The organism is Albidovulum sp., assembly GCF_049646345.1.
Classification (GTDB): Bacteria; Pseudomonadota; Alphaproteobacteria; order Rhodobacterales; family Rhodobacteraceae; genus Albidovulum.
The window spans coordinates 1-7218 of record NZ_JBARVQ010000743.1 but is presented as its reverse complement, the minus strand read 5'-3'; the positions used below and the strand labels follow the sequence as shown (position 1 = coordinate 7218).

Genomic DNA, 7218 nt, shown 5'->3' with positions numbered 1-7218 from the left:
TCTGCTGGGCCAGACCTGCGGCATGCCTTACCGCACCCGCCTTCATGGCCATGTGACGCTGGTCGGAACACTCGATTATGCCCTGCCGGATGCGCCTGCGGGCTACTATTACTCCGAACTCATCACCCGCGCGGATGAGCCGGGGGAGGTGATGGATTTCATCGACCGGACGCTGGCTTTCAACGGTCAGGACAGCCAGTCGGGCTGGGCCGCGCCGCAAAACCATGTGGCACCCCTCATGTTCAAACACACCCGCCATACCGGTGCCCACCGCGACAGCGCCCAGGCCGTCGCCGCAGGCCGCGCCGACATCGCCGCCATCGATGCCGTCACCTGGCGGCTGATCGTGGCGCATATGCCCGAGCTTGCGGCGAAACTGCGCGTCATCGCCCATACAGCGCCCACTCCCGGACTGCCGCTGATCACCGCAAAACACCGCGACCCGGCCCCGATTGCCCGCGCGGTGACAAGTGCCGTCACGTCACTTTCTGCTGCCGACCGCGCCAGTCTTGGGCTCACCGGTCTCACAACGATCCCGGCAAGTGCCTATATTTCCGTGCCAACCCCACCGCCACCGTCGCAAGATGTGCCGGTGAACTAGTCAGAAAGCCGGTTTTTCCCCGCAAGAACGATCAAAAAGCGCATTGTAAAGCGGCAAATTATCCGCCCTACTCTGCGCCGGGGAGTACTGAACGTGACATCAGAAGAAACACCGGTCATCGAAATCCGGGACCTGCACAAGGCTTACGGCCAGCTCGAAGTGATCAAGGGCGTTTCGCTCGCCGCGCGTCGTGGTGAGGTGATCTCGCTCATCGGGTCGTCTGGTTCGGGCAAGTCGACCATCCTGCGTTGCTGCAACCTGCTGGAAGACAGCCAGCAGGGCGATGTCATCTTCAAGGGTGAGAAGGTGACCTGGAAGGGCGAGGGGCCGGGTCGTCATCCGGCCGACCGCGAACAGATGATCCGCATTCGCACCAACCTGTCGATGGTCTTCCAGCAGTTCAATCTCTGGGCCCATATGACGATCCTGCAGAACGTCATGGAAGCGCCGCTGACGGTCCTGAAACGAGACCGGGCCGAGGTTGAGGCGGCTGCACGCAAATATCTCGACAAGGTCGGGATCGGCGACAAATGCGATGTCTATCCGGCGCAGTTGTCCGGTGGCCAGCAGCAGCGCGCCGCGATCGCCCGCGCACTTTGCATGGAGCCGACAGCGCTTCTGTTCGATGAGCCGACCTCGGCCCTCGATCCCGAATTGCAGCAGGAGGTCGTCAAGGTGATCAAGGCTCTGGCCGAAGAACACCGGACCATGATCATCGTGACCCATGACATGCGGCTTGCCGCCGACGTCTCGGATCACGTCGTCTTTCTGCATCAGGGCAAGATCGAAGAGGAAGGCCCCCCGGCCGAACTTTTCGGCAGCCCGAAAACCGAACGCCTGCAAGGGTTCCTGAGCGCGACCATTGCGGCCTGACCACCAAAGCAGCTCAATAAGAAACTGGGAGTAACCACATGAACAAGTTGATCCTTTCCGCCGCCGCACTGGCCCTGACCGCCGGGCTCGCCTCGGCCCAAACCGTGCGCATGGGGACCGAGGGCGCGTACCCTCCGTACAACTTCATCAACGATGCCGGTGAGGTGGACGGATTCGAGCGTGAATTGGGCGATGAGCTTTGCGCCCGCGCCGAACTGACCTGCGAATGGGTGACGAATGAGTGGGACAGCATCATCCCGAACCTCGTTTCGGGCAACTACGACACGATCATCGCCGGTATGTCGATCACGGCGGAACGGGATGAGGTTATCGACTTCACCCAGAACTACTATCCGCCGACCGCCTCGATCTATGTCGCCGCCTCGGCCGATGTGGACCTGTCGGGCGTGATCGCCGCACAGACCGCGACCATTCAGGCGGGTCATGTCGCTGAAACCGGTGCCACGCTGCTGGAATTCCCGACGCCGGATGAAACCATCGCTGCAGTCCGCAACGGTGAGGCGGATGCGGTTCTGGCCGACAAGGACTTCCTCCTGCCGATCGTCAACGAATCCGGTGGCGAGCTGGTCATCGTCGGCGACGACGTGCCGCTTGGCGGCGGCATCGGCATGGGCGTGCGGGAATCGGATGCCGAGCTGAAAGGCAAGTTCGACGCGGCGATCCAGTCGATGAAGGATGATGGCTCGCTCAACGAACTGCTCAAGAAGTGGTTCGGCGAAGAAATCGCACTCTTCTGAGGATGAAGGGCGGGGCCCTGATGGCCCCGCCCGATTTAACCCATGTTCAGCTATTGCACCGATCCCGGAACACTTGAGGGCCTGAGCTGGCTCAGTTGCTACCTGACCACAGGCAAGCACATGTCGATCTATTGGTCCGTCGGAACGGTGCTGCTGCTTTTGGCGATCACGGCGCCGACGGCGCTGCTGTTTGGCTTTGGCGGCGCAAGTGCGGCCCGCAGCCGGTTCCTGCCGCTCAGATGGTTCGGCAAGATTTATATCTCGGTCGTGCGGGGCGTGCCGGATATCGCCTTTTTCCTGTTTTTCGTGATCGCGCTCGATCAGGCGTTCGAATGGGTCCGCCACCAGATCAAATGCCCGGACTGGGATCAGGAGATCTGGCAGGGCAATGATTTCCGGGTCTGCGCCGAGGCAAAGCTGCCATTGGGGACCGCCGCGCAATGGGTGCATGAAACCTATGGGTTTCTCCTTGCCGTCCTGACCTTTGCCATCGTCTTCGGCGCTTTCGCCGCCAACGTGCTTTACGGTGCGATGCAGGCCGTTCCGCGTGCGCAGATCGAAACGGCCGAAGCCTACGGGATGAGCCAGCGGCAAAGTTTCTGGCGCATCCTCGTGCCGCAGATGTGGGTTTTCGCGCTGCCGGGTCTCTCGAACCTCTGGATGGTGCTGATCAAGGCGACGCCCTTGCTGTTCCTGCTGGGGGTTGAGGATATCGTATATTGGGCGCGCGAGCTGGGCGGGTCCAAGACCGCGCAATTCACCGATTACCCGCATCCTGACTGGCGCATGTGGTATTTCGCAGCGCTTCTTGTCTTTTATCTTTGCTTTACCCGCGTATCTGAAATCGTTCTCGACAAGATCATGGCCCGTCTGACCAAGGGGCAGGCGACCATGGCGGGCGAAGCACAGCGAAAGGCGGCGGCATGAGTTGCTGGGAAACCATCGCGGATTACGGCCTCCGCAGCCTAGGCCATGGCGAACGGCTGCTGCCGCGCTCTGATTTCACGCTCTGCCAGCAGTTCACGCTGATTGGCTCGGGCATGATCTGGAACATCTATTTCGGCACGCTGGCGCTATTGTCTGGCTTCGTGCTGGCGACCGCTGTGGCGATGGGCAAGGCGGCGCGCAATCCCTGGCTGCGCAAGCCCGCCGAATGGTTCGTCTTCGTCTTCCGTGGCTCGCCCTTGTTCATCCAGTTCTTCTTTGCCTATTTCCTGTTTCTCAGCCTCAAATCCACCTATCCCGTGATGGCGCCGCTGACGGCGGCGGCCCTTGGTGCGCTGCTTGTTCTCTTCCTCAACACCGCCGCCTATTCGGCCGAGATCTTTTACGGTGCGCTGCAATCCATCCCCAAGGGCGATATTGAGGCCGCCGATGCCTATGGCATGTCTGGCTGGAGCCGCTTTCGCCGGGTGATCTGGCCGACGATGCTGCGGCTTGGCTGGCCCGCCTATACGAACGAGGCGATTTTCCTGTTCCACGCCACGACGCTGGTCTTCTTTTCCGGCTTTCCGACGATCCGGCAGAAGGGTGACGCGCTCTATTACGCGAGTTACTTCGCGGACAAGACGTTCAACCCTTTCATTCCCTACCCGATCCTGGCCTTCTACTTCATTCTTCTGACACTCACGGTCATCTTCCTCTTTGGCCGGATCAATGCCCGGCTGAACCGTCACCTGCCGCAAGAGACCCGCAGCAGAATTCGCTTGCGTCCACAGCTGATCCGGTAGTATCACTTATTTGATCAAATTATGAACGCAAGTGACGGTCCTGTTTTCTGTCACTTGGTGGTGCCGCAGGCCCTCTGTCCGCAATTTGATCATAAACAGCTAAGGCCCAAGGGCATGGGCCGATGCTGCCGGGCGGACTGATGCGTCCCAACCAAGGCGGTTTCGGAACTCAGGCTCGGACCCGTTCAGGTGAGACGATGAAGAACTGGCTCAGAAAACACCCCGAGGTGCGCACGATCCGTGTCGCCGCCGCCGACCTCAACGGCCAGCCGCGCGGCAAGCGCGTGCCGGTCCGCTTTGCCGATGCGGTCGTGGAAAACGGCACCCGCTTTCCGATGTCGGTCCTTAACCTTGATATCTGGGGCGAGGATATCGACGACAGCCCGCTTGTTTTCGAAAGCGGCGACAAGGACGGCATCCTGAAGCCCACAGAACGCGGCTTCATGCCGATGCCCTGGCTTGAAAGCCCCTCGGCCCTGCTGCCGATCTGGATGTACCGCGAGAACGGCAAACCCTATGAGGGCGATCCCCGCCATGCCCTGTCCAGCATCGTCGCGCGTTATAAGAAACACGGGCTGACACCCGTTTGCGCGATGGAGCTGGAGTTTTTCCTGATCGACGATTCGGGCAAGAACCTGCAGGTGCCGCTCTCGCCCCGTTCGGGCAAGCGCCGCAAGGCAGCCGAGATCATGTCGATCCGCGCCCTCGACAGTTTCGACACGTTCTTCACCGACCTCTACGATGCCTGTGAAGAGATGGACATTCCGGCCGACACCGCGATCTCGGAATCGGGGCTGGGGCAGTTCGAGATCAACCTGATGCATTGCGACGACGCCCTGCGCGCCGCCGACGATGCCTGGCTCTTCAAGATGCTGCTGAAGGGCATGGCCCGCCATCACGGCTTTGCCGCAAGCTTCATGGCCAAGCCTTATCCGGAATATTCGGGCAACGGGCTCCACACCCATTTCTCGGTCATCGACAAGGATGGCGAGAATGTCTTTTCCAATGACGGGCCGGAAGGGTCGGACATGCTGCGCCATGCGGTTGCGGGCTGCCTTTCTGCGATGCGTGACTGCACGCTGCTTTTCGCACCGCACGCCAACAGCTACGACCGGCTGATCCCGGAATCGCATGCGCCGAACGGCATCTGCTGGGCCTATGAAAATCGCACTTCTGCGATCCGTATCCCTTCGGGCAATCCGGCGGCACGGCGGATTGAGCACCGCGTCGCAGGGGGCGATGTGAACCCTTACCTCATGCTTGCGGGTATCCTTGGCGCGGCGTTGATCGGGATCGAGGACAAGATGGAACCGCCAAAGCCCATCACCGGCAACGCCTATGCGATCGAGGGCCTGCCGCTCCTTTGCGAGACATGGGAAGAGGCCATCGACGCGTTCGAGCAGAGCGAGATGGTCGCCCGGATCTTCCCCAAGGAACTAATCCGCAATTTCGTTATGACCAAGCGTCAGGAAGTGCACTACATGGCGGAGCTGTCGCCCGAGGAAAAGACTGAGATCTATCTCGACACCGTCTGACCCCAATGGGCCGCTTGCAAAGCCGCGCGGCCCGGCGCACCCTCACCAACAACGCGGAACCAAGAGACCAGACATGCGTATCGGCATTCTTCAGACCGGCCAGGCCCCCGACGTCCTGCGCGACAAGATGGGCGACTATCCGGACATGTTCATCCGGCTTCTGGCCGGGCACGGGCTGGATTTTACGTCCTATCATGTCGAGGGAATGGAATTCCCCGAAAGCGTGCATGCTTGCGACGGCTGGCTGATCACCGGATCGCGCCACGGTGCCTATGAGGATCACCCCTTCATCAAGCCCCTGGAGGATTTCATCCGCAAGGCCTATGCCGAGAAGGTGCCGACGGTCGGCATCTGTTTTGGCCACCAGATCATTGCGCAGGCTTTGGGCGGCAAGGTCGAGAAATTCAAGGGCGGCTGGGCTGTCGGGCCGCAGGACTACCAGTTTGGCGGCGAGGCGGTGACCCTGAATGCTTGGCATCAGGATCAGGTTGTTGAGAAACCGGCCGCAGCCGAGACCGTCGGCACCAATGCGTTCTGCGAATATGCAGCACTGCTTTACGATGACCGCGCCTATACGGTTCAGGCCCATCCCGAATATGGCAACGATTTCATCGACGGGCTGATGACGACGCGTGGCAAGGGCCTTGTCCCCGGTGAGATCATGGAGGCCGCCCGCGCCCGCTTCGCCCCCACCAATTCCTCGACCGCGATTGCCGACCGGATCGCGGATTTCTTCAAGCAAAACCGAAACTGAAAGCAGTGTGACCCATGTCCGACTGGACCCAGAAACTGCCCGCAGCAGCCCAGGAATATATCGCCGGACGACGTCTGGATGAGGTCGAATGCCTCGTCTCGGACCTCACCGGCGTGGCCAAGGGCAAGGCGATGCCCGCCTCTAAATTCGGCAAGCAGAAATACTTCCATCTGCCCAACTCGATCTTCGCCCAGACGATCACCGGCGACTATGCCGATATGCCCGATGAAAGCGAGTTTACTGAACCCGACATGGTGCTGGTGCCGGATTTCTCGACTGCGACAGCAGTGCCGTGGACCGCGGACTGGACCTTGCAGGTCATCCACGACGTTCTCGACCAGAAGGGCGAACCGGTCCCGCTGGCCCCCCGAAATGTGCTGAAGCGCGTGGTCAAGCTGTATTCCGATCAGGGCTGGCGGCCCATCGTGGCGCCCGAGATGGAATTCTACATCGTTGCCCGCAATATCGACCCCAACCAGCCGGTTATTCCACCCGTCGGCCGCTCGGGCCGCCGGGTGATGGCCAATCAGGCCTATTCAATGTCGGCGATTGACGAATACGGCAAGGTGATCGACGACATCTACGACTTTGCCGAGGCGCAGGGGCTGGAGATTGACGGCATCGTGCAGGAAGGCGGCGCCGGTCAGGTGGAACTGAACCTGTCGCATGGCGATCCGGTGGTACTGGCCGATGAGGTCTTCTACTTCAAGCGGCTGATCCGCGAGGCCGCACTTCGGCAGGACAGCTTTGCCACCTTCATGGCCAAGCCCATCGAAGGTGAACCAGGCAGCGCGATGCACATCCATCAGTCTGTGGTGGACATCAAGACCGGCAACAACATCTTTGCCGACAAGAACGGCGAGGAGACGCCGGAATTCATGTACTTCATCTCAGGCATGCAGCGCTATCTGCCCGCCGTCGTTGCCCTGATGGCGCCTTACGTGAATTCCTACCGCCGCTACGTCCC

Annotated in this window: 8 protein-coding genes; all 8 read left to right on the top strand. The window is 60.7% G+C overall.

The annotated features are described in order from the left end of the window. Positions 1-601 (top strand): phosphate/phosphite/phosphonate ABC transporter substrate-binding protein (locus WBB85_RS19500; RefSeq protein ID WP_432640254.1); only part of this gene is annotated, 601 nt, incomplete at its 5' end. Positions 602-694: 93 nt separating this feature from the next. Next, positions 695-1474, top strand: a complete 780-nt coding sequence (locus WBB85_RS19495; RefSeq protein ID WP_432640253.1) for an ABC transporter ATP-binding protein — start codon at positions 695-697, stop codon at positions 1472-1474. Between the two features lie 38 nt (positions 1475-1512). Next, positions 1513-2232 (top strand): transporter substrate-binding domain-containing protein, encoded by a 720-nt coding sequence (locus WBB85_RS19490; protein ID WP_432640252.1) that lies wholly within the window; start codon positions 1513-1515, stop codon positions 2230-2232. 42 nt (positions 2233-2274) lie between these two features. Further along, entirely contained in the window at positions 2275-3159 is an 885-nt protein-coding gene (locus tag WBB85_RS19485; RefSeq protein ID WP_432640251.1) for an ABC transporter permease, read from the top strand. Beyond that, on the top strand, positions 3156-3962 hold the full coding sequence (locus WBB85_RS19480; RefSeq protein ID WP_432640250.1) for an ABC transporter permease: 807 nt from the start codon (positions 3156-3158) through the stop codon (positions 3960-3962). The genes WBB85_RS19485 and WBB85_RS19480 overlap by 4 nt, the downstream gene beginning before the upstream one ends. Before the next feature lie 197 nt (positions 3963-4159). Further along, positions 4160-5497 (top strand): glutamine synthetase family protein, encoded by a 1338-nt coding sequence (locus tag WBB85_RS19475; RefSeq protein ID WP_432640249.1) that lies wholly within the window; start codon positions 4160-4162, stop codon positions 5495-5497. Between the two features lie 73 nt (positions 5498-5570). Next, the gene (locus tag WBB85_RS19470) at positions 5571-6251 is read left to right on the top strand and encodes a type 1 glutamine amidotransferase (RefSeq protein WP_432640248.1); all 681 of its coding nucleotides are present in this window, start codon (positions 5571-5573) and stop codon (positions 6249-6251) included. Between the two features lie 14 nt (positions 6252-6265). Continuing rightward, the coding region (locus WBB85_RS19465; RefSeq protein WP_432640247.1) for a glutamine synthetase family protein at positions 6266-7218 on the top strand (953 nt) is incomplete at its 3' end.